Source organism: Neobacillus rhizosphaerae (assembly GCF_050477885.1).
Classification (GTDB): domain Bacteria; phylum Bacillota; class Bacilli; order Bacillales; family Cytobacillaceae; genus Neobacillus; species Neobacillus rhizosphaerae_A.
Genome location: NZ_JBCNAC010000095.1, coordinates 13,679 through 36,823 on the forward strand (window position 1 = coordinate 13,679; position 23,145 = coordinate 36,823).

The following is a 23,145-nucleotide window of genomic DNA, read 5'->3' on the forward strand; positions in this document are numbered from 1 at the left end:
TTACTAGAATTTTTAGTATCTTAAAAGATATTATACTTCTTTTTTTAGAAAAATGGAAAAAACCAGTTTAATATTTTTCATATTATTAAAAATAAAGGCTGTGTTAAAGAACAGTGTTGATTTATATCCCCTGTTGATTGGAGCGGAAATCAACAGACAAGTTTAACAGAGCCAAAATAAAAAGAACTGAAGCGAAGAGCCTTCAGTTCTTTATTTATCAATCACACCAAAGTGAAATTTAGACGTTTTTCTCCTAACTACTTGAAAACCGTATTTTTCAAATCGAGTGCTTTTATAATGATCCTTTAAAATAATGCGAGTTTTAGCAACCCTTCTGGCTTCCTTTAACACTTCTTCTGTTAAATCGTCATACACTGCAAATTGACCTAACGCCTTTATTCCATCCGACTCAAGGATACTATTCTCAAACATTGGATCAAAATAAACACAATCTACAGATTCATTTGGCTGTTTCTTCAAATAATCAAGGGAAGAAGAATGAACGACTTCAATTCTTTTCATTGCCCCATTCATACTTTCCAAACCAGAATTCCATGATTGAAGCCCCTTCTGAACGATGAATGCCAAATATTTTTGCCCTTCTATTCCTATTACCTTCCCTTCTTCCCCAACGAGGAAGCTTGCTACAATTGCATCAGAGGAAAGTCCAAGAGTGCAATCCATAACGGTCATCCCTTTTGAAAGCTGAGCGATTTCTGCAAAAGGGTCGTGATCCCCTTGTAACAACCGCTTAATCCTGAACATTGCTGAATTAGGATGGAAGAAAAAGGGCTGCGCGCTCCCCTTATCATATAGTTCTATTCTTTCCTTCCCTACTACAAGACACCCACTGTCCCATTCTCCCTGTAATAGAGAAATAGAATTCTTTTTTCTTGGCACATAGGGTACTTGTAAAGTTTTTGCGGTATGAATAGCTTTTTCAATCATTTGCTGATTTGTTCTACCTGCCGTAGTTATAAACATCCTACTTACCCCTTGAAAAAGAAAAGGACGTCGAATGACATCCTCCTTAGCAATGTGCCTCTAGTGCATTCATTAAATTTTGCATAACCATTTCCATTGGCATACCTTCAATATCATGTCTTGGAATAAAATGAACTACCTTGTTATCCTTCAGCAGGGCCATTGATGGTGAAGATGGCTCAATACCATCAAAGAACTCACGCATTCTAGCAGTAGCTTCTTTATCCTGTCCAGCAAAAACAGTAACCAAATGATCAGGTTTTTTTTCACTATTTAATACAGCTTGAGTTGCTGCTGGGCGCGCTAAACCAGCCGCACAACCACAAACTGAATTCACCACTACAAGTGTGGTACCATTTGCATTTTCCATGAATTTCTCGACTTCTTCTGCTGATTGTAGCTCTGCGAAACCTGCTCTTGTTAACTCTTGGCGCATTGGTAAAACCATTTGTTTCATATATTCTTCATATGCATTTGACATATTTGATCACTCCGTTTCCATTTATCCATATTAGAATACAATACTCAATTAAGAGTTTGCAATTTAATACTATTATTCCTCGTTTTTTCTCGCTTCTGTCATTTGCTTCCAAACAGAACCTCTTGCTTCTTCCCCACCCTCAATACGTTCGATGGCCATTTTCACTTGCATACTCACTTCAAATTCCTGATCATTCTCAGCATCCTTTAAAGCAGTTAGTGCCTTTTCGTCTCCAACCTCAAATAAAAACATCGCAGCACGCCAACGAACTAATTTACTTTGGTCCTTCAGTGCTTTCATCATCTCTTCTTGTGCTTCTTGGAATCCTAAATCAGATAAACAATCACCTGCTGTTCGTCTGACTGTTACAGTTTTATCTTTAAGTGCCTTATATAGGAGAGGTAAAACTTTCTTTTCTTTAATCATACCAAGGTATACAGTTGCAAGTCTTCGAATAGATGGTTTCTCATCTGATAAAGCCTTTTCGAGGATTGGCAAATCCTCCAACTCTGGATCCTCCATTTGTTCTAGAGCCTTGTAACGGATTTGCCAATCAGGATGATTTAAATCCTCTGCCGTTACTTTCTTTCGAATAGGTCTTGTCTTTTGATCTATGATTAGTTCATTTGCCTGTGCTTTTTTGACTAGTTCTTCAAGTCGTTCCATTGGATAGGCTGCAATTAATTCTTCTATCACATCCTGTCCAATTTGCTCAAAGTCCCCATAACGAACTCCTTGATTCTTCCATTTTCTAAGGAGAATATAATTATCTTCAGGAAGCTGGGCTTGTTCTCTTGCTTTTAAGAAGTATTCCGGCATCCCGAATCTGCGCTCCGTGTTACCATCTGAGAGCTTCACTTGCAACGGGATATCTTTAAAAATTTGAATTTCAACCTTTATTTCACCAAAGTGTTCATCCACTTTTCTCGTATCTGCCGCCTCTACATCCTGTTCACCAAAGGCAGATCGAACCTTTAGCAATAACTCCTTCCAATCGAATTTTGCATTCCTTTCAACAGCAAGAAAATCTGCCACATGATAGACGCCCTTGATGCCCTCAATGTGTAAGATATCCTGTATGATGATTGGTGCATCAGTTGCATTTTCTTTTTTATAGTTATGACTTTTTCCCATTGGGAGTTCTTGATTTAAAATGATCTTCATTGTATTTGGACTTGGCGTTGGTTCAATCGCCTTAATTTTCAAAACAACCACCTCATTCGTTTTCAGCAAGCTCAGAGAGGTACGACCAGCGCTCGATTAATTGCTCTAGCTTTTCGTTTAGTTCTGCTTCCTGCTTCATTAATTCTTGGGCTTTTGTAAAATCACTGCCTATATTCGCCATTTGAACAGCTACTTCTTCTAAGCGTGATTCTGTGTTTGCGATTACTTCATCTATTTCTCCCCATTCCTTTTTCTCCATATAAGTCATTTTCTTCTTTTTTTCTTTTTCTGGAGATTTAACAGGCTGGGTTAGTACAGTATTCGTTTTTTGGACTTCTAAAGCAGTTTCTTTTTCAAGGTAATCTGTGTAATTCCCGTAGAAAGAGTCAATAATCCCTTCACCTCGTAACACAAGAAGCTGTTCAGCCACTTTATCCAGGAAGTAACGGTCATGGGAGACTGTTATAACTACTCCTGGAAATTCATCAAGATAATCTTCTAAAACAGTTAATGTTTGTGTATCCAAATCATTTGTCGGTTCATCTAGCAAAAGAACATTTGGTGCTGTCATTAAAAGCTTCAATAGATATAGTCGTCGTTTTTCTCCACCTGATAGCTTTCGAATCGGTGTTCCATGAGAATATGGAGGGAATAGAAAACGTTCCAGCATTTGGGCGGCAGAAATCGTCTTTCCATCCGATGTTTCAACAATTTCGGCCGTTTCCTTAATGTATTCAATCATCCGCTTATTTTCATCCATGTCTTCGCTTTCTTGTGTATAGTAAGCGATTTTCACAGTTTGCCCCATGATGAACTCTCCATCATCAAGCGGGATTTTTTTTGCAAGTATATTTAGTAGTGTCGATTTACCCGCACCATTTCGTCCAATAATTCCAATTCTATCACCCGGTTTTACTAATAAATCAAAGTGATTCAAGATTGTTTTATCCGTATATCTCTTAGATGCGTTCTTTAGTTCAAAAACCTGTTTACCAAGCCTGCTGCCATGTAAGGAAATATCCACCTTTTCCCCTGTTGATTTTCCACTCGAAAGTTTATCATCAAGGTCTTCGAAACGTTGTATTCTAGCCTTTTGCTTGGTTGTTCTTGCTTTGGCACCTCTTCGCATCCATTCAAGCTCACGTCTAAAAAGATTCTTTCTCTTTTCAAAAGTTGCCGCTTCATTTTCTTCGCGTATAGCCTTCGCTTCTAAAAAAGCAGCATAATTGCCCTTATAGCTATAAAGGTTTCCACCATCCAATTCGAACATTCTATTTGCCACACGGTCTAAAAAGTAACGATCATGTGTAACCAACAGGATGGATCCGCTATATCTGCTTAAATAATCTTCCAGCCATTTGACTGAATCAAAATCGAGATGGTTGGTAGGCTCATCTAATATTAGTAAGTCTGGCTCTTCTATTAATACTTGTGCTAAGGCAACCCGCTTTTTTTGTCCGCCGGAAAGCTCGCCAATTTTCTTTGTAAAATCTTCAATTCCTAATTTCATTAAGATGGACTTGGCATTCGTACTCGCATCCCATGCATTTAATGCATCCATTTGTTTTTGTAATTGAAAAAGTTCTTCTTGTACAGACGTGTCGTTTGGTGCAGTGTTCAGTATCAACAAGGTTTTTTCATATTCACGCATCAGCTTTAATATTGGTGCTTCGCCATGAAAAACTTGCTCGAGTACTGTTTTACTAACATCCAAGTCTGGCTGTTGATTTAAGAACGAAATAGAATAGTCTTTCCCAGAGATAATCTTTCCTTCATCCGCCTGGTCAATCCCAGCAATAATACTTAATAAGGAGGATTTCCCGGTTCCATTAATCCCGATTAAACCAACCCGCTCTTTTTCACTGATTGTAAAAGAAATATTGTTAAAGAGTTGTTTCTCTCCATACGTTTTCGAAACATTCTCTACAGTGAGCATCCTCATACTTGTCCCCTCCATTCTTGGAAAAATTGATCTAAAAATAGGACCATCATTTGGTGACGATTCTCAGCCATTCTTTTTGCTGCATCCGTATTTAATAAATCTTTTAATTTTAGCAACTTTTCGTAAAAATGATGGATGCTGGTTGATTTCCCTTGTCGATATTCATCCAGGCTCATTTTTTCCCTAACTTGAATGTTCGGGTCGTATATTTGCTGGCCTTTTTTACCGCCATAGGCAAACGCTCTTGCAATTCCGATTGCTCCAATAGCATCTAATCGGTCAGCATCCTGAACTATTTTAGCTTCAACAGACTCTAAATCTGTTTTCTTGCCACCTTTATATGAAATAGAATGGATTATTTGATGGATATGAGATTGTTCTTCACTAGAAAGTGTGATTGATTGAAAAAAAGAATCCAGTTTGACTCTCCCTTTTTCGACACTTTCATTTAGTTTTTCATCCGGGATATCATGTAGCAGGGCAGCCATTTCAATAATAAATGGATCTCCTTGCTTCTCTTCCTTACATATATGTATAGCATTCTTTCGAACCCTGTCAACATGAAACCAATCATGCCCAGTCACATCTTCACCTAGTTCGTTACGAACAAACGATTCTGTCTTCTCAATGATTTGATTTTTCACTATGTGCACCTACTTTCACCCTAGCTATTTTAACATGAAAAACAACAAAAAAATAACCCCGACATATCGGAGTTATTTTTTGTTTACTTGACGACCGCTCTTTTTCTGACTTTGAGAGCTTGAGTTTCCAATTTGAAACTCATTACCAAGTTCAACATCATTTCTGATATCCTGTTTTTCAATTTGCGCTCTTGTTTGATTTGCATTTTGTCTTCCTTGTTTACTCATAACGCATCTCCTTCTTTTTTGTAAATTGAATGCGATATTAGTATGCACTTCTGAAGAAGAAGTTATTTCAAAGCATTATGCCAGCTAATTCCAAGTGTGTTTTCTCCTGCGTGTACGCCAATGACAGCACCTAATGGACAGCAAATGACGGTTAATGCCGGAAACTGTTGTTCTAATTCAGTCTTCCAGTTAATTGCCTGGTCCTCATGTAACCCGTACAAAATATAAACTTCTTTAAATTGATACTTCTCGTAGGAGGATTTAAAATAATCTATAATTTTTTCCTTTGCCTTTTTCTCACTGCGAACTTTTTCTTTAACATTAAGCACTCCGTCTTCTATTGATATAATCGGCTTAACGTTTAGCAAGCTCCCTAAGAAAAATTGTACTCCATTCATCCTCCCGCCACGATGAAGCTGCTCTAAGCTCCCAACAAGAACATAGGTCTCATTTGTATCCCTTATTTTACCCATGTGGTCAAGAACAGTTTCTAGATTGTTTCCACTATTAAGTAGTTCCATTCCTTCTTTTAATATGGCCGTCATGGGATAGGTGAGAATTTTCGAATCAAAAGTAATGACTGGAATATCTACAAGTTTTGCCGCTTGCTCACTAGATGACACTGTGCCACTAAGTTTACCCGATAGAAGAACTGTTACAATCCGATCGTAATTCTTTGCAAGCCGTTCATATAGTTCCTGAAATGCACCAACAGAAGGCTGTGATGTTTTAGGTGGAGTATTCAAATGCTTTAATCTTTCAAATAGTTCTGCGGGAGATAAGTCAATTCCATCTGAGAATTCCTCCCCATCTAGCAAAATTGTTAATGGTACTGTATATAAATCTGGATGATTTCTTAATTCCTTGTCTAAAAATGCGGTACTATCCGTAACCCAAGCCGTTTTGAACAATGTGATCTCCCCTTAAAATTAGTATGAGGTCATATTATCTAGGTAATATCATCGTACCTTCTAATTTGAATATTGTAAATATTTAAAACGTAATTAAAGGCTGTTCTCAAATGAGACAGCCTCTAATCATTATTACATCTATTTATTTAGATACTCTGTTAATTTTTGTTGGGTGGTAATCATGACATCTGTCATTTCGACTAAATCATCCATCTGGTCTTCAGTTATTAAGCGCTCAAAGTCCACCGTTATTATCCCTTTTTCCTTTTTAGTAGGCTGTAATGGCTCGTGTTGAATGGATAGTGTAATTTTCCTTGAAGTTCCCCATAAATCAAAAAGAATCGTATTTAGTTCATAGTAATCTATTTCATCCTCTTCTATATCAAAGGTAAAATAAAGCTTTACTAAGCTGCCGATAAGCTGTTCAGTCTGAGAGCTTGGAAGAAGCTCTGCTGATAAATGAGCAAGTTGGGATTCCAGTTCGATTTTTCCTAAAACAGCTTTTGGCTTTCCTTGTGGAATGGAGAAGCTAATGTTAAAATGACGGGACATTTTGGCCATATTGATTATGTCATTGCGGTCGATAATGATTATCTCCCCACTAAGGTCCCTGTCATAAAGTGCGCCTTCAACAATTACTTTCATATTATCAAAGGCTGTTGGATCAAACATGTATCATTCGACTCCTTTTTAGAAAGGCTCTGCTAAAATTGCCTGTTGATTTCCGCTCCAATCAACAGGGTGTAAAAAATCAACCCTGTTCTTTAACACAGCCTTTAGAAAAGACCTACTGCATTTCCGTTTTCATCTACATCCATATTTAATGCAGCTGGTTTTTTTGGTAGTCCAGGCATGGTCATTACTTCTCCTGTTAACGCAACAATAAAGCCAGCCCCAATGGATGGTTTAAATTCTCTTACTGTAACGATGAAATCTGTCGGTCTACCTAGCTTTGAAGGATCATCGGATAATGAATATTGTGACTTTGCCATACAGATAGCCAAATTGGACCAACCGAACTTTTCAAAATCAATTAATTGTTTTTTCGCTTTGGGTGAAAATTCAACATCTTTTCCGCCGTACACCTTTTGCACAATGGTTCTTACTTTTTGTTCAAGTGAATCAGACAATTCATATAACGGTTGGAATTTGTTCTCTTCTTTTTCAATGACCGATAAAAGCTTATTAGCAAGCTCTATGCCACCTGCTCCACCTTTTTCCCACACTTCTGTTAAGGCAACGGCCACGTTTTCTCGTTCACACCATTCTAATAACGTTTGAACCTCTAAATCTGTATCGGTGATAAATTTATTAATGGCAACAACAACTGGTAACCCAAAGCTTTTTATGGTTTCGATATGCTTTTGCAGGTTAGAAAATCCAAGCGTTAAGGAAGCAACATTTTCCTTAGCTAACTCAGTTTTTGCTACACCTCCATGCATTTTAAGCGCGCGAATGGTCGCAACAATAACCACAGCTTCTGGTTTAATTCCAGCACTTCTTGATTTTATATGTAAAAATTTTTCTGCACCCAAATCAGCTCCAAAGCCGCCTTCAGTAATGACGTAGTCAGCTAGCTTGGTTGCTGCAGTTGTTGCAATTACACTATTGCATCCATGGGCAATATTAGCAAACGGTCCACCGTGTATAAGCGCAGGAGTATGTTCAATTGTTTGAACTAAATTGGGCTTAACTGCCTCTTTTAACAATAAGGTTAATGCACCTTCAACCCCTAGATCCCCTACAGTAACAGGTTCTTTATTATAATTATAGGCAACGACCATACGAGATAATCGTAATTTTAAATCTTTTAAATCGGTTGCCAAGCATAATACTGCCATAATTTCTGAGGCTACCGTAATATCAAAGCCGTCTTCACGTGGGACTCCTTGAAGCGGACCACCTAGGCCAATGATGACCTTTCGTAAGGCACGGTCATTTAAATCAACGGCTCGTTTCCAAACAATACGTCGTTGGTCTATCTGAAGTTCGTTTCCCTGTTGGAGATGATTATCAATTAATGCTGCGAGGGCATTGTTTGCAGTCGTAATTGCATGTAAATCTCCAGTAAAATGCAGATTAATATCTTCCATTGGAAGAACTTGAGAATATCCTCCACCCGTTGCTCCGCCTTTAATACCCATAGTCGGTCCTAAAGATGGTTCTCGCATCGCGATCATTGCTTTTTTTCCAATACGATTGAAGGCATCCCCTAATCCTACAGTAACTGTCGATTTTCCTTCACCGGCAGGAGTTGGATTTATCGAAGTGACAAGAATGATCTTCCCACTTTCTTTTGTTTTCAGTTTGGATAGAGCTTCATTGGAGATTTTTGCTTTATATTTTCCGTATAGTTCAAGATCATCTTCTACTAAACCAATTTTTTCAGCGATTTCAACAATCGGCTTCATCTTTGATTCTTGTGCAATTTCAATGTCTGACTTTACTTTTGTCATAACCAAATTAATCCCCCGCATTCAGCAATTAATATAAGACTACTCTCTCATTGTATCAAATAAGCTGTTTCTTTCCGATAAAAATTATGAACAAAATATTATCTTTTCTGAATTTATAATAATGTTTATAATGGAAATATCTAATTTTTTCAAATATTCATTGACATATATAACTTACGGTTGTATTAATGGATTAACTTATAAAAGTAAATGTGGAACTACATAAAAAAAGGGGATGGTCACTTGCCTATTAACATTCCAAAGCTATTACCTGCTCGGGAAGTGCTGGAACAAGAAAATATTTTTATCATGGACAACGAACGTGCAACTACTCAGGACATCAGGCCATTAAATATTCTTATATTAAATCTGATGCCTGAAAAAGAAAAAGCAGAGACACAGTTATTACGATTACTCGGAAATACACCGTTGCAGATTAACGTGAATTTCTTAAAAACAAATTCATATGAATCTACACATACTAGCAAACAACATTTAGAACAGTTTTATACTACTTTCTCACAAATTAAAAATCAAAAATTCGATGGAATGATTATTACAGGCGCCCCAGTGGAGCTTTTAGAATTTGACCAAGTAAAGTATTGGCCAGAGTTAACGGAAATCATGGAGTGGACGAACACCAATGTTACTTCAACCTTACATATTTGCTGGGGTGCACAGGCTGCTCTTTACTATCATTATGAAATTGATAAATTCGAACTAGAACGAAAATGCTCTGGCATTTATGCACATCGAATATTTGAACAAAATGATATTTTACTACGTGGATTTGACGATATTTTTTATGCTCCCCATTCTCGCTACACTGATGTGTCCATCGAAGCAATAAAAAATAATTCACGATTAAAATTATTAGCTGCTTCAGAGGATGCCGGCGCATTATTGATCGCGTCACGTGACCGAAAACATGTCATGATTACTGGTCATTTAGAATATGAATCAGATTCTTTAGCCCAAGAATATTCAAGGGATTTAAATAAAGGACTTGAAATCCATATACCTGAAAACTATTTTCCTAACAATGACCCTACTCAACCACCAATCAACCGCTGGCGGTCACATGGCCACTTGTTTTTTTCAAATTGGCTTAATTATTATGTTTATCAAGAAACTCCTTTTACATGGGAATAGGACCAATGAGCAAACAAGCCCTGGATTATTTAATCCAGGGCTTGTTTTTTGCATTTAACTTTCAATTTCGTTTATTATTCATTTTTTTTAGAAACACTAGTGCGGAAAGGGGGTAATTCTTGTGGAAACAATTGTTGCACTTCACCGCAATCATTTTGGAGAAATCATCAGCTTTGTGACCTCTGAAGGACGAATTATTTCATACCGCAAAGCGTTGGTGGAGGCTGAAAATGGTTTAATTCATGGCATACAAGCCATTGAGGATGGGGAAGGAAGAGTTTCCCTACTACCAGATCAGGATCTGACCTTTGATCATTATCCAAATCTATTCTAAAAGAGAGGCTGTCCTAGTAACAGCCTCTCTTCTTTTTATTCAACTTGTTCATTTTGTTTTTGAATTTCTTTTAATGCATCCACTCTGTTCTGGTCTTCTTCAAAAAATTGAAGGAGATCACCAATCCGATCAATAGAGTCCCAGCTTAAATGATGTTCAATACCTTCAACATCAACATATATATTTTCTTCTTTGACCCCAATAATTTTTAAGAATTGTTCAAGCAATTCATGTCTAAAAACAAGGCGCTTTCCTATTTTATTCCCCTTGGAAGTCAATCGAAGCCCCCGATACTTCTCATACACTAAATATTCATCTTTATCTAATTTTTGTACCATTTTTGTTACTGAGGAGGGATGTACAGACAGCGCTTCGGCAATATCTGATACCCGAGCGTATCCTTTTTCTTCAATTAATATATAAATTTGTTCGATATAATCTTCCATACTTGGTGTTGGCATCCCGTACCCTCCATTGATAAGAATCATTAAAAGTTTACTATAGAAAAAATTAAGTGACAAGGTTCTTTATCACTTAATTCAAACATTCTTGTATTATTTTGGAACTAATTCATTAAACAAAAACCTTACTTTCCTATCCTTTTCATCAAGACAAAGTCGTGCGTTAAAGGTTTTCTCTTTGTTTTTAAACCCTTCTATCACTTCGGTTTTCCCTTCGGAGAGCAGAAGTTTGATATTTTTTTGGGTAATAGTTTTACCAAGAATCTTTTTTGAAATGGTAAAGTCACACTTGTTTTTCTGGTAATTTGAACATCCGTAAAAACTTCCCTTATCAACAATAGCCCCATCACATTTTTTACAAGGGCCCAGTTTAGTATACGATTGTCTTTTATTATTTTGTTTACCAGGAGTAAATTGATCACGAACATCCTCCGAAAATGACCACTTTTGTGAATGTTCTAGACTAGATGAAATTAAATGTATAACCATTTTTTTTGTTTGTTCCATGAATTGCTTCGGTACGGCCGAACCCTCGGATATTTCTTTTAGTTTTTGCTCCCACTTAGCTGTCATTTCTGGTGAGGCCAGAATTTCAGGACCAATCGCCTCAATTAATATTTTGGCCTTAGCAGTGGCATACACCAAGTTCTTTTTTACATCAATATATAAACGATCCTTCAACATAGTGATAATGCCTGCTCTAGTAGCCTCTGTTCCTAACCCCTCTGTCTTTGATAGAATTTTCTCTAGTTCCTTATCATCAATGTGCCTGCCAGCCGTTTTCATTAATGTAATTAGTTGACCCTCCGTATACCGTTTCGGTGGCTGAGTTTGACTCTCTTTCACTTCTACCTTTTCAATTATACCCTGCTCCCCTGTTTGTAGGGATGGTAGTGCGGGTTCATCCTCACGCTCTTTCGAATGTATTACCCTTTTCCAGCCTTCTTCAATTTGCACTTTCCCTTTTGAAACAAAAGAAGCACGACCATCTACAAGTGTGGTTACTGTTGTATATTCTGCAATTGATTTATTATAATGGGCAGCAATTAAACTAGTAACTACTAAATCATAGATTTTCCGCTCGTCTGGACTAAGCTTTTCAACATTGGGTATTTGTTCTGTCGGAATAATTGCATAGTGATCCGTAACCTTCTTTTCATTAACATATCGCTTATTATCAGCAATAGATGGATTGGGCAAAGGAAAATAAGCAGCATAATCTTCCATTTGACTTAATTTATTAAGGATATCAGGGAAAGTATGGGCTTCTTCTTTGGTTACATACCGAGAGTCTGAGCGTGGATAGGAAACATTTCCTTTTTGATAGAGCTTTTGCATGATATCAAGTGTTTTTTTAGGTGAGAACTTAAAGCGTTTATTCGCTTCTGCTTGAAGTGCTGACAGATTATAGAGAAGAGGCGGTAGAAATTCCTTTCTTTCAGATTGTACCTCGCTGACCTCAGCAGGTTTTTCTCTACAAAAAGCAGCTACCTTTTCAGCCAACTCTTTCGTTTTCACATGGCTCTCCCCGTCATTTTGCCATTTGCCTCGATACTTTTTTCCATTGATCTTAAAATAAGCTAAAACTTCCCAAAATGGTTCAGCCTTGAAATTCTCTATTTCTAGTTCTCTTTTTACAATTAATGCCAATGTTGGAGTTTGGACTCTTCCAACTGAAAAAACATCAGAAAATCCCTGCTTCTGAAGTAGTAAGCTATACAAACGTGACGCATTCATACCAACTACCCAATCAGCGCAAGCCCTTGTATAGGCTTCAAAATATAAGTTTCGAGTATCTTGTTCCTCTAATAGTTTTTTAAAGCCGTCTTTTATAGCATTTGCGGTTAACGAAGAGATCCAGAGTCTTTTCATAGGCTTTCTGCATTTTGTTAACCTGAGTATATTTCGAATGATCAGTTCACCTTCACGGCCTGCATCTCCTGCATGAATAATTTCTGTTACCGCTGGATTTGACACTAACTGTTTAATGACTTGGTATTGTTTCGCCTTATCTTTTGTTACTTCATATTCAAATTGGTCCGGAATAATCGGCAAATTATCTAAAGTCCATTTTTTCCAGGCAGGCGAATACTTTTCTGGAGCAACTAATTGACAAATATGGCCAATTGCCCAGGTAACATAAGCTCCTTGTTGAAAAATATCATTAGGAAAAATTTCAATAAATCCATTTTGCTTTTTATGCTTAAAAATTGACGCTAATGTTGAACCTTGATCCGGTTTTTCCGCAATAATTAATTTCATATAAATTGCTCCCTTTTTACAAAGCATCCCAAATTTATTATATCAAAATAAACTAAATAAGGGTTACCTGTTTTAGGCAACCCTACAAAGAATATATAATTTCTTACTTTAATTTTTTGACAGCGGTTTCTTGTAAATACCAATTTTCCTCTGGAACAATATTAGAAACGGTTAAAATAAGTGAGGGAACTCTTTCTACATCAAAGACAATAGCACCAATTTTCTTTGTGAACATAATAAAGGCATTTCCATGTGGGAAGTTCGCTAAATCATCACCAATATGAAGCAGTGACATCAAGATCACCTGTTTTTCTGCCGCATCAATGAATACTTGTGGTGAGAATCGTAAAATCCATTCCTCCCCAGCAATTGAAAATCGAAACATGATATCCCCGCCTCTATAACAAATATTTTTAATCTAACATATGAGCATGCAGGAATTTTATGTTATTCTATCGTTAAAATTCTAATTATGTTAAATTTGAAGGAAAGTTGATAAAATCACCAAAAAAACGTTTGCATTTCTTGACTGTCCAATTTCCATATTGTATATTTAAAGCATCATGTAACAACTATACGCGAATGTATTTTTGCTGTTTTTTACATGATAATATTTATCTTTGGCACCAGGGGTGTCTTGAAAGGCTTAGGAGGAAGAAGTACATGCAAAACGGTAAAGTTAAATGGTTTAACAATGAAAAAGGTTTCGGTTTTATCGAAGTTGAAGGCGGAGACGATGTATTCGTACACTTCAGCGCTATTACAGGTGAAGGCTTCAAATCATTAGAAGAAGGCCAAGAAGTTTCTTTCGAAATCGTTGAAGGAAACCGCGGACCACAAGCTGCTAACGTAGTAAAACTTTAATCTTTAATAATAATAACCATTCAAAGGCTGACGTTTATCGTCAGCCTTTTTAAATGTATTCCAATATTAACTTAATTTCTTTCCAAGTTCCTGGAGTTTTTCTCCTATTGTACATTCTGTGATACAGAAACGATGGGCTGCTCTTCTTCCACCCTCGTTTTTTACATGCTGATGCAAGAAGCAGCCATCACAGTAATGAACCATTACGTTTTCTAAATGATTTAACAATTCCTTTCTATCAGTGTCTCTCACTAAGCAACCGCGCTCCTCAACTATAATATTAGTGTTTTCGCAAATATTTCTTTTCCTTCTAAGGCTTGGGTAGCTAAGCGATCAGCTTCCTTATTATCTTTTCTTGAAATGACTGTATATTTCGGGTTTAGATCAAGCGTCTTCATCTTTTCCTCAATTCGGTCAAGCCAGCGATTTAGCGCTTCCTCATAGCATGGCCAATCCCCGTCCAGCTGTTTTAATACTCCCTGAGAGTCTCCTTTAAACTCGCATGACAAATGTTGGACGCCCAAATCCTCTAAAATATTTAGTGCATAATAAAAAGCGGCGTATTCAGCTTCATTGTTGTTCTCCAATTGCTCTAAGCGTTCATTAGCCCGAATGCGGTATTTCTTTTTTCCCTGCTTAAAAAAAATAACCGTACCTAGACCTGCAAGATTGGATTCCTTCAGATATCCCCCATCAAAATAAACCGTAATATCATGTGGCTCTTCCTCTATTTCAGTCAACAGTTTCCTCATTTCTTTTAAAATCCATGATGTCCCTTTTTCATCATAAAAATATAGTTCTGTAACTTTTCCTGTTGCTTCCAACTCTTCACCTATTTGTATGGCTATTTCACCAGATACCCACTCAGATGAAAATTGTACTTTTTCGTTACTTTTTAATTTATATTTCCATTCTAACCTATAATTCATTGTATTCAGCCTCTCATGAATGATTTCAATTACTCATTTCGGGTGTGAAACGTACTTCTACTTAAATATATATGATTATCATACCCACTTAAGCAGAAGAAAATATTTTCCTGCATTACTGTGTTAAAATATGATAAACTTTAATAATTAACAAATGGAGGAAAACAGCATGATTGAAGTCTATATTGATGGGGCAAGTGCTGGTAACCCTGGTCCAAGTGGAGCTGGGATTTTTATTAAAGGGAACGGTTTGGCTGAAGAATATTCTTTACCACTTGGTACAATGTCAAACCATGAAGCTGAATTCCATGCTTTTATTCATGCATTAAAAATATGCCTTGAAAAAGGATTGACCCACTCAGTTGTGTCATTTCGTACGGATTCGGAATTAATTAATAGGGCAATGGAGAAAGAATTTGTAAAAAACAAACAATTCTCACCTTTACTTGACGAAGCCTTAGAATTATCAAGAAAAATAGATTTATTCTTTATAAAATGGATTCCAAGCGCCGAAAACAAGGTAGCAGATAGACTAGCAAGGCAGGCTATACAAAAAAAACTCAAGTGAAGGAGCATTTTAATTCAACATGAAAAGACCATTATTTGCAGATTTGAGTTTACTTTTTGTTACATTAATCTGGGGAACCACTTTTGTTATTGTTCAAAACGCAATTGATTTTTTGGAACCTTTTGCCTTTAACGGAATTCGTTTTGCCGTAGCAGCTCTTTTATTAATTTTTTGTCTTTTAGTCTTTCAAAGGAACCAATTGAAGAAATTAAATTTCAAACTGCTTGCCTCAGGAATCTTTATTGGTTTTTGGCTTTATCTGGGATATGTAACCCAAACGATTGGTCTTTTATATACAACGACATCGAAGGCAGGATTTATTACGGGCCTAAGTGTGGTCTTAGTTCCCCTGTTTTCAATGGTTTTACTTAAACAATATCCAAGCAAGAATGCAGTTATTGGAGTAGTAACTGCTACGCTCGGCCTGTTTTTACTAACCATGACGGATGTTACTTCCTTGAATATTGGTGATGGGTTCGTTTTTGTTTGCGCTATTAGCTTTGGCTTACACATTATTTTAACGGGTAAGTTCAGTAGTAAGTATCCCACCCTTTTATTAACTGTCATCCAGATTTCTACTGTAGCTTTATTATCAATTGGGTCATCTTTCATTTTCGAAAGTGGGAAAAAATCCTTTCAATTAGACATCCTTATGTCTAAAGATGTTCTAATTGCTTTAATCGTCACTAGTGTCTTTGCTACAGCTATGGCATTCTTCATTCAAACAAATTTCCAAAAATTCACTTCAGCTACTAGAGTGGCATTAATTTTTGCGATGGAACCTGTTTTTGCTGCCATTGCTGGTTATGCATGGGCAGATGAAAGATTGTCTTTAAGTGCATTTTTGGGTTGTATCCTTATTTTTATGGGTATGATATTTGCTGAACTTCCAACTAATAAGATTCCCCTACTTAGAAAAAATAAAAGCCTAGAAGGTTGAAAACACATAAGAACTGTACGAAAAAGAGGTCGACTAAGTCAACCTCTTTCTTCTTTAAATTGCTAATAATTCTTTTTCTTTGATGAACTTTATAGCGTCTTTCCTATTGTCTATTTGGTTTGATATAAGCGTTTCCAATAACGCAACATAAAAACTGCCATCAAAGCATTTCTGTGCTTTTAAGGTTAGTTCTATAGCTGTATTGATCATTTCATCGGTTGCATTCGTATAATGTTTGCCGAAGAAGATAAAACCAATAGCATCTTCTTGGAATTGAAAGCCTTTTCCTTCCAAGTAATGCAAATACTCTTCCACTGTACTCACTGAATTAACCAATCCTCTCCCCCAAATCTTTAAACATCCCTTTAAAATCTTACCTTAAAAATGGAGGATTTTCTATTCTTTTTTGTACAGAGATGACCAATGACCCCAACCAATACACCCATTAAAGCCCCCCCAATGACTTCTTCAGGTTGATGACCTAACATCTCTTTAAGCCTTTTTGGCGATTCCTGTTTAAACTCAACACTTTCGTCTTTTTGGATTTTATCAATTAAATCATTCATTGAGTTTACCTTTAAAGTTAACTCACCCGTTTGCCTGCGGACGCCTTGAGCATCATACATAACAATTAATCCATAGACAAGTGAAAGGGCAAAGTCAAATGTGGGTAATCCTCTTTGTAAGGCAATATAAGTGGTAAGTGTTGAAACACCAGCCGAATGCGAACTAGGCATTCCACCAGTTCCAAAGAACAGCTCTGGCCGCCATTCTTTCTTTTTAACATAATGAATGGGAATCTTCATACCTTGAGCTAACCCTATGCTAAAAAGTGCTAGATAAACACCTTTATTCATTCAATCACCTCTACCATTATTGTTAGAAATCCAAATTTTTTTATTCCTTGTGGAAATACTAACTATATGGGAGGTGATCGTTCATGAGTAAAAAACATAATGCTAATCGAGGGGTTAAAGCACCCGGTGTGAATCCCCAAGGATATGGACAAGATGCTGAGTTCGCTGAAGAACCAAAAAGCAAGCTTGAAAATGCTGCAAAGAAAAAAAACACTAAATAAAAAAACTGGCTGCCTCTACGGAGACAGCCAGTTACCTTCTTGGTTTAAGAAATAATCGCTTCATTTAGCGGCAGAAGGCGTTGCAATCCACGAATCTCTACTTCCAATAATTTATTTAAAGCTTTATCTTTTTCAATTCGAAGACCTGTTTCCTCCAAGACATATGTTACTGGAACATCACATTTTATTTCTGCCAGCCTTCTTGATAGGTGCAGCATTTCTAAATCCTGTTCAATCTTAGTTTTATTAGACTTGGATAAGCGGTCCAAGTTGGAAATAATCCCCTCAATATGGTGAAATTCTTGTAATAGCTTAAGCGCTGTTTTTTCACCAATCCCCTTTACTCCAGGGTAATTATCACTTGGGTCCCCCATAAGCGCTTTTAAATCAACCATTTGTCTAGGTGATATTCCTTTTTCCTCAAAAAAAGTTTGAGGAGTGTGTACAAGATAATTCCCGTAGCCTTTTTTCATCAGAATGACTGATATACTCTCGTCAAGTAACTGAAGAATATCTTGGTCACCAGTTAAGATTGAAACATGTGCAAAATCCTTTGCTTGCTGAGCAATCGTCCCAATACAATCATCTGCTTCATAGCCCGCTAATCCAATATTGGGAATATCGAATGCAGCGACTACTTCTTTCACTAAGTCAAATTGTGGGACAAGCTCTATAGGAGCTTCTCCACGATTCCCTTTGTAATCAGGGAATAATTCTGTTCTAAAGGTCTTGCTACCCATATCCCAACAAACGGCAAGGTGAGTTGGTTTGAAAGAAGAAACAGCAGTAAATAAGTGTTTTACAAACCCGTGAATTCCATTGGTTGGAACCCCTTTTGAATTAATCATAAATTGTCCTGTTACTGCAGTTGCATAAAAAGCTCGGAATAATAATGCCATCCCATCGACAAGCATTAATGAAGGCTTTTGATTATTCAATTTCTAAGTCCCCCTATATATAAGCGGCAACACCAAACGATTCCATTGCCTGCTTTTGAATGGTATTCTAATCACACGCTTTCCATTATATCATAGGTTTGACTTGTCACTTATTCGATTTTATTTCCAGTATAAGAAATCCAGTCACTATAGCTCCCCACATAGAGTTTTACTTTCTCATACCCTGCTTCTTTTAAAGCAAGGAAATTAGGGGCAGCCGTTACTCCAGAGCCGCAGTAAACAATAATTTGGTTTTTAGAATCGATATTCGAAAACCTTTGTCTTTGTTCCTCAACTGTCTTATATTGATTAGCATGTAAGCCAGCCATCCAAGGCTTATTTAGTGCTCCAGGGATATGTCCTGCTTTTTTATCGATTGGTTCCTCTAAACCTAGGTAGCGCTTTTCTTCTCTTGAATCGATCAAAATACAGTCTTTTGGCCTATGTCGAACCACTTCCTCGACTTCCTTCGTTGTAGCAATAACATCAGGATTTAGTTCAACATGAAATTTTACTGTTTTAGATGCAGGAAGGTTTGCTGTCACTGGGTAATTGGCTTCCTGCCATTGTTTATATCCTCCATTAAGAACATAGACATTTTTATGACCTAGGTATTTTAGGAGCCACCAAAATCTAGCTGCATAAGCCCCCTCACCATGATCATAAGCAATAACTACTTTGCATTCATTAATTCCTGCGTTTTCAAGTTTCCTAATCAATTTCTCCAAATCTGGCAAGGGGTGCCTTCCGCCATGCTCCTTAACAGGTGCTGACAGATCTTTCTCCAAATCAAAGTAAAATGCACCTGGAATATGGCTTTCAAGATATTCCTTTTTTCCCTTTTGCGGATCCGCTAAGGAAAATCGGCAATCAACAAGAATGACATTATTATCATTCAAATTATTAAACAGCCATTCCCTGTCTTTTACAAACTTCATCCAAGTTCTCCCCTTCTCAAAACCAATCTATTTTGGTAGCTTTTGCTGAATCTCCATTAGCCTTTGGATCGAAACGCCTCCATCCAATGCAGAGAGAAGACTTAAGTAAAAATCATCGGCTTGTTCCTGTAATCTTGTTACTAAACATTCTGTTTCCTTCCGTAATTCAATTTCATAGTGACTTTTCAATCGTTCTCCTGACTGCTTTAAATACTCGTCAGCTAACACACTTAGAATTTGATTCAGATCTTCCACCATGTATTGCTTCTCGTTTTTTTCAAAAAAGGATTTTGGATTTTTAAAATAAGCCAAAGTTTTTGTGAAATACTGGTGATCTATATCCTTAAATGCTAAGGAGAAATCAATTTTTTCATATTTGGATTTTTCAAAGTCTGAAAAAGATAAATCCCGATTCACTTCTAGAAGGTTTCGCATTAGTTGTCCATGATAGTCTGTAAGTATCTTTTCAATAAACCGGTCCAATCTTACGGTAGTTGCCCTCATCTCCTGTGCAAAATCAAAACCAATACTTTCTAGAAATTCATCAAGAGCAGCTTGCAGTGCTTTTTTCAAGTTGCGTCCGTCGTCCCTAAGTGTGGACGGATTAAATGCCTCTTTAAAGAAGTCTCCAAATCGTAGAAAAACTCTTTGCTTAATGTAGTAAATTAATTCTTCCGCTTCCTGTAATAATCGATTTTGAAGACTTTCCCCTAATTGTTTTTCTAATAACCCCTTAATTTTAGCCTTTTCTTTTTCAATCTCTGTTCGCTTTTGATCCTTAACCGTTTTGTCTTCCTGTGAACTTTGTACTAACTTATTTACTAATTCAAATACTCGATCCAGTTCTTTATCGGCAGAAGAAATAGCCATTTCCGTTAAATCATTGGATATAAACTGATAAAATGACTGTTCAAATTGGTTCATGCCTGATTGCTGGCTTTGAGTGTTATTTTGCTTATCGTTTAATGCAAGCAAACTTGATACGGAATACAAGTGTGGATTTCGAATTCCATATTTAATTAATTGGTCCTCCACATATTCAGCCACAAGTTCTTTCTCTTCATCGTCTTCAGCAAGGTCAATCGCATTAATGATAAAGAACATTTTATCCATCTGGAAGGATTCCTTTACACGTCCCAGCTGGATTAAAAATTCTCGGTCTGCTTTTGAAAAGGCATGATTATAATAGGTGACAAATAAGATAGCATCTGAATTCTTAATATAATCAAAGGCAACCCCTGTGTGGCGCGCATTTATACTGTCAGCTCCAGGTGTATCTACAAGCGTAATCCCTTTTCTTGTTAGCTCACAATCATAATAAAGTTCAATCCACTCCACATAACAGGATTTTTCCTCTTTTGCCACAAACTCATTAAAATCACTTATTTCCGTTTCCTTGGTGGTTCCTAGCAGAGGTACTAAAGAGGCAAAACCTTTTTTAAATGCCTGTAAAAAGGCATAATGTGTTTTTTCAAGTACACCTTCTTGGCCTTTATCCAGCAAAATCTGGTCTATCAATTTCACTGCATAGTTTAAATCTTCAGCATGCAAATCAAAGACCTTTAAGGAGCGATTTACATCTTCTAGCATGGATCCCTGATCTTTAAACTTCACCAGGACCGTTCCATGCTGCCTTTCAGCAGTAACAGGCTTAATTTTATTGATAGCAGCAGTTGTTGGGTTTGGCGATACTGGTAAAACCTTCTCCCCCATTAAAGCATTCGCAAATGAGGACTTCCCAGCACTAAATGCACCGAATAATGCAACAGTAAACCCTTTATTCTTCAACCTATTTGCCTTTTCTTCCAATTCATTTGAAATTTTTTGAAAACCGGCTAAATCTTTTATCAGGTTCGATGAAAGATGAAGTCGTTCAACTGTTTGCTTTAAATGATGATCTGACTGCTCAAACCTCACCCCTGCATCCTTGGAAACAATCTTTGTATTTCCTGTGTTTTTTGATATATTCTCTTGGTTTGTAATAACTCGTGAGCCCTCTTGAGTTTTAATCACTTCATATTCTTCATTATGCTCACTAAATAGATGGTTACGATCCTCCTGAAGAATCTCATGCTTTGTAAACAAGTCATCAATCTTTTTATCTTTTATAAAGATGGTTTGTTCTGCCTTTTTCAATTCTGTTAAGGCATTAACATACCTTTCAATTTTGGTAAATTCCTCTTCATACTGTTGTTGTAATCTCGATGATTGAATAGTTAAACATTCTACAAACTTACTTTTAAATTCAGAAAGTTGATTTCTTGCTGTTCTTTTAATCTCATTGGCCACATCCTCAGTATAACGAAGTATATATTCCCCCGATACACGTGCTCCAGACTTAACGGTATCCTCTAATATTTGCATTGGAACAGGGATGGAGAAGGCTTGAGCTAACCCTTGTAGCTCAATATCTTCAATTTCAGCCTCCTTTATGCTACGTAGTAAAAATTCTCGAATATGCCACTCAAGCTGTGATTTTATTTTATCTAGTAAATCTTGATAGAAACTCTCTAATCTCTTATTTTTCTCTTCATTTGTCTTTTGTTTGGAGAACAAGAACCCAACTTTAAATTCCGGCTGACAGGATTCTAAATAACTCTCCGCTAATGCTCTTGTCTGAAATGGCATGATGATTGCATTTTTCAGGATTTGTGAAATTTCATTTTCAAAGTTTTTTTCCTTTATCCCCGTACTTTCACTTATCTTTTTGAGATCGTGCGAGACTCTTTGATGGGATGCTTCTAAATCTTGTCTTTCCTTCTCCGATAGTTCATTTAATATTTTTAGGATAGGAATAAGCTCTTCATCTGCTGTCTTATGTGATTGATCGATATGATCCTGGGCAATTTTTCTTAAAGAATGAAAAACTGACGGGATTAATAAATGTTCCTTCTCACTCAACTTAGATTGAATGAACTGCTGGAGTTCGGTGAAATCATTGAGAGGATGATTTTCATCCTTTAATGACGTGTAAAAAATCCTTTCAGGTCTTACACCCCAAGATGCGAAAGAGTCAACCACACTTTTTTGAAAATCGGGAAAACTTAATTCGTCATTTTTATGTTTATCGATTTGGTTAATGACTAAATAAACCTCTTTCCCTGCTTCCGTTAATTCCTTTGTAAACAAGAAATTTAATTCTGCTTGGACATGGTTATAATCCATTACATAAAAAATTAGATCCGAAAGATGCAGAGCTGACTCAGTTGCGATTCGGTGAGCATCATCTGCAGAGTCAATACCTGGTGTATCCATAATTACCGTATTTTCTGGTAAACGAGAATCCTTATGGCTGATTTCAATGGATTCAATTTTGTCTCCATCCTTACAATAATTTTTGACTAACCCATAATCATAGGGTGCTAGATATAACCTGGGTTTTTCATTTTTGAAATAAACTTTGGCGTATTCCTCTCCTGCTTTTACTCTTACAAGATTTGCACTAGTTGGGATTGGACTTGAGGGTAGTAAATTCTCACCAACCACTCGATTGATCATTGTCGATTTTCCGGCTGAAAAATGCCCACAAAAGGCAATGAGAAACTCCCTATTCATTAATTTTTTTGCAAGTTCTTTCACTTTTTCAGCTTGTGCTTCATCTTTCTCCTCGGTTAATAAATTATATAAAGAAGCAATCTTATTTTTAAGTGTTTCATAAGTTTCAATTTGACTGGCGGTTTTAACCATTACATATTCCCCTTAGCAACTTAGTAATGTTTTTATTTTATACGATAATTCAAACATTTCCTATCTTGACACACTTTTTCTAGAACAATTTTGTTTTTTTCTTGTTATCTTTGTTAAACTTGTCTGTTGATTTCCGCTCCAGGCGCTTCGCTTTCCGTGGGCGTTTCGGCGAGCCTCCTCGGCG

At 36.7% G+C, this 23,145-nt stretch carries 25 protein-coding genes; 6 read left to right on the top strand and 19 right to left on the bottom strand.

Annotated elements, in window-relative coordinates:
• Positions 1–210: 210 nt before the first annotated feature.
• From ABES03_RS13050 to ABES03_RS13090, 9 genes are all read right to left on the bottom strand, one after another.
• Positions 211–984, bottom strand: coding sequence for a class I SAM-dependent methyltransferase (locus ABES03_RS13050; RefSeq protein ID WP_430117704.1), 774 nt, complete (start codon positions 982–984; stop codon positions 211–213).
• Between the two features lie 46 nt (positions 985–1,030).
• A complete protein-coding gene (locus ABES03_RS13055) occupies positions 1,031–1,465 on the bottom strand; it encodes a BrxA/BrxB family bacilliredoxin (protein ID WP_430117705.1) in 435 nt (144 codons plus the stop codon).
• 72 nt (positions 1,466–1,537) lie between these two features.
• On the bottom strand, positions 1,538–2,671 hold the full coding sequence (locus ABES03_RS13060) for a conserved virulence factor C family protein (protein WP_430117706.1): 1,134 nt from the start codon (positions 2,669–2,671) through the stop codon (positions 1,538–1,540).
• 10 nt (positions 2,672–2,681) lie between these two features.
• Positions 2,682–4,571, bottom strand: coding sequence for an ABC-F family ATP-binding cassette domain-containing protein (locus tag ABES03_RS13065; protein WP_430117707.1), 1,890 nt, complete (start codon positions 4,569–4,571; stop codon positions 2,682–2,684).
• A complete protein-coding gene (locus ABES03_RS13070) occupies positions 4,568–5,218 on the bottom strand; it encodes an HD domain-containing protein (protein ID WP_430117727.1) in 651 nt (216 codons plus the stop codon). Before ABES03_RS13070 ends, ABES03_RS13065 begins: the two co-directional genes overlap by 4 nt.
• A gap of 69 nt (positions 5,219–5,287) precedes the next feature.
• Positions 5,288–5,443, bottom strand: a complete 156-nt coding sequence (locus tag ABES03_RS13075; protein ID WP_430117708.1) for a hypothetical protein — start codon at positions 5,441–5,443, stop codon at positions 5,288–5,290.
• A gap of 62 nt (positions 5,444–5,505) precedes the next feature.
• On the bottom strand, positions 5,506–6,354 hold the full coding sequence (locus ABES03_RS13080; RefSeq protein WP_430117709.1) for a DegV family protein: 849 nt from the start codon (positions 6,352–6,354) through the stop codon (positions 5,506–5,508).
• 138 nt (positions 6,355–6,492) lie between these two features.
• On the bottom strand, positions 6,493–7,026 hold the full coding sequence (locus ABES03_RS13085) for a hypothetical protein (protein WP_430117710.1): 534 nt from the start codon (positions 7,024–7,026) through the stop codon (positions 6,493–6,495).
• Between the two features lie 104 nt (positions 7,027–7,130).
• Positions 7,131–8,810, bottom strand: coding sequence for a formate--tetrahydrofolate ligase (locus ABES03_RS13090; protein WP_430117711.1), 1,680 nt, complete (start codon positions 8,808–8,810; stop codon positions 7,131–7,133).
• Between the two features lie 243 nt (positions 8,811–9,053).
• On the opposite strand from ABES03_RS13090, the gene metA reads away from it, so the two are divergent.
• Positions 9,054–9,962 (top strand): homoserine O-acetyltransferase MetA, encoded by a 909-nt coding sequence (metA, locus tag ABES03_RS13095; RefSeq protein WP_430117712.1) that lies wholly within the window; start codon positions 9,054–9,056, stop codon positions 9,960–9,962.
• A 121-nt stretch (positions 9,963–10,083) separates the two neighbouring features.
• Complete coding sequence (locus ABES03_RS13100) at positions 10,084–10,296, top strand: DUF3892 domain-containing protein (protein ID WP_430117713.1); 213 nt, start codon at positions 10,084–10,086, stop codon at positions 10,294–10,296.
• Between the two features lie 35 nt (positions 10,297–10,331).
• Here ABES03_RS13100 and mntR read toward each other — a convergent pair whose 3' ends face one another.
• The 3 genes from mntR to ABES03_RS13115 form a co-directional block, all read right to left on the bottom strand.
• Complete coding sequence (gene mntR / locus ABES03_RS13105) at positions 10,332–10,757, bottom strand: transcriptional regulator MntR (protein ID WP_430117714.1); 426 nt, start codon at positions 10,755–10,757, stop codon at positions 10,332–10,334.
• Between the two features lie 93 nt (positions 10,758–10,850).
• Positions 10,851–13,019: a DNA topoisomerase III gene (locus ABES03_RS13110; protein WP_430117715.1), complete on the bottom strand. Its 2,169-nt coding sequence runs from the start codon at positions 13,017–13,019 to the stop codon at positions 10,851–10,853.
• A 103-nt stretch (positions 13,020–13,122) separates the two neighbouring features.
• The gene (locus ABES03_RS13115; RefSeq protein ID WP_430117716.1) at positions 13,123–13,404 is read right to left on the bottom strand and encodes a hypothetical protein; all 282 of its coding nucleotides are present in this window, start codon (positions 13,402–13,404) and stop codon (positions 13,123–13,125) included.
• A 278-nt stretch (positions 13,405–13,682) separates the two neighbouring features.
• On the opposite strand from ABES03_RS13115, the gene cspD reads away from it, so the two are divergent.
• Positions 13,683–13,883, top strand: coding sequence for a cold-shock protein CspD (cspD, locus tag ABES03_RS13120; protein WP_026563856.1), 201 nt, complete (start codon positions 13,683–13,685; stop codon positions 13,881–13,883).
• Positions 13,884–13,949: 66 nt separating this feature from the next.
• Here cspD and ABES03_RS13125 read toward each other — a convergent pair whose 3' ends face one another.
• Complete coding sequence (locus tag ABES03_RS13125) at positions 13,950–14,135, bottom strand: zinc-finger domain-containing protein (RefSeq protein WP_430117717.1); 186 nt, start codon at positions 14,133–14,135, stop codon at positions 13,950–13,952.
• Between the two features lie 20 nt (positions 14,136–14,155).
• Entirely contained in the window at positions 14,156–14,812 is a 657-nt protein-coding gene (locus tag ABES03_RS13130) for a reverse transcriptase-like protein (RefSeq protein ID WP_430117718.1), read from the bottom strand.
• 169 nt (positions 14,813–14,981) lie between these two features.
• On the opposite strand from ABES03_RS13130, the gene ABES03_RS13135 reads away from it, so the two are divergent.
• Both ABES03_RS13135 and ABES03_RS13140 read left to right on the top strand, forming a co-directional pair.
• Positions 14,982–15,380, top strand: a complete 399-nt coding sequence (locus ABES03_RS13135; RefSeq protein ID WP_430117719.1) for a reverse transcriptase-like protein — start codon at positions 14,982–14,984, stop codon at positions 15,378–15,380.
• Between the two features lie 19 nt (positions 15,381–15,399).
• Positions 15,400–16,320, top strand: a complete 921-nt coding sequence (locus ABES03_RS13140; protein ID WP_430117720.1) for a DMT family transporter — start codon at positions 15,400–15,402, stop codon at positions 16,318–16,320.
• Positions 16,321–16,374: 54 nt separating this feature from the next.
• On the opposite strand, the gene ABES03_RS13145 is transcribed toward ABES03_RS13140, so the two are convergent.
• Both ABES03_RS13145 and ABES03_RS13150 read right to left on the bottom strand, forming a co-directional pair.
• A complete protein-coding gene (locus ABES03_RS13145; RefSeq protein WP_430117728.1) occupies positions 16,375–16,644 on the bottom strand; it encodes a DUF6123 family protein in 270 nt (89 codons plus the stop codon).
• Positions 16,645–16,685: 41 nt separating this feature from the next.
• A complete protein-coding gene (locus tag ABES03_RS13150; RefSeq protein ID WP_430117721.1) occupies positions 16,686–17,177 on the bottom strand; it encodes a divergent PAP2 family protein in 492 nt (163 codons plus the stop codon).
• 83 nt (positions 17,178–17,260) lie between these two features.
• On the opposite strand from ABES03_RS13150, the gene sspL reads away from it, so the two are divergent.
• Positions 17,261–17,398, top strand: a complete 138-nt coding sequence (gene sspL, locus ABES03_RS13155; protein ID WP_307287041.1) for a small, acid-soluble spore protein L — start codon at positions 17,261–17,263, stop codon at positions 17,396–17,398.
• A gap of 44 nt (positions 17,399–17,442) precedes the next feature.
• Here sspL and ABES03_RS13160 read toward each other — a convergent pair whose 3' ends face one another.
• From ABES03_RS13160 to ABES03_RS13170, 3 genes are all read right to left on the bottom strand, one after another.
• Positions 17,443–18,336, bottom strand: coding sequence for a 5'-3' exonuclease (locus tag ABES03_RS13160; RefSeq protein ID WP_430117722.1), 894 nt, complete (start codon positions 18,334–18,336; stop codon positions 17,443–17,445).
• Between the two features lie 110 nt (positions 18,337–18,446).
• Positions 18,447–19,274 (bottom strand): sulfurtransferase, encoded by an 828-nt coding sequence (locus ABES03_RS13165; protein ID WP_430117723.1) that lies wholly within the window; start codon positions 19,272–19,274, stop codon positions 18,447–18,449.
• 27 nt (positions 19,275–19,301) lie between these two features.
• Positions 19,302–22,961 (bottom strand): dynamin family protein, encoded by a 3,660-nt coding sequence (locus ABES03_RS13170; protein WP_430117724.1) that lies wholly within the window; start codon positions 22,959–22,961, stop codon positions 19,302–19,304.
• Between the last annotated feature and the right edge of the window lie 184 nt (positions 22,962–23,145).